General features: G+C 63.7%; 1 protein-coding gene. It reads right to left on the bottom strand.

Features of this window, described 5'->3' with window-relative positions:
- Positions 1-278, bottom strand: a 278-nt coding sequence (locus WDW90_RS39265) for a hypothetical protein (protein WP_336493016.1), incomplete at both ends; no start/stop codon positions are given.

The following is a 278-nucleotide window of genomic DNA, read 5'->3' as shown; positions in this document are numbered from 1 at the left end:
GGCTCGACATTGGGGAAGAACTCGACGCCCTTGCCCTCGTGGAAATAGGCGACCGGCACCGCGACCAGAAGCGCGAAGCCGAGCGCCAGCACCGTTTTCGGATGCTTCACCGCGCGCTTGACCAGCGCCATGTACCAGCCATCGCCCTGATGCCCGCTTTCGGGATGCGGCTTGCCGAACATGGCGCCCAGTGTCGGCGTGAAGACGAGCGCGTAGAGCATCGAGGCGCCCAGCGTGACGATCAGCGTGATCGGCATGTATTTCATGAACTCGCCGAC

Source organism: Methylobacterium nigriterrae (assembly GCF_037106235.1).
GTDB classification, from domain to species: Bacteria; Pseudomonadota; Alphaproteobacteria; order Rhizobiales; family Beijerinckiaceae; genus Methylobacterium; species Methylobacterium nigriterrae.
The sequence above is the reverse complement of the archived record's forward strand: the minus strand, read 5'-3'. Positions and strand labels throughout refer to the sequence as shown.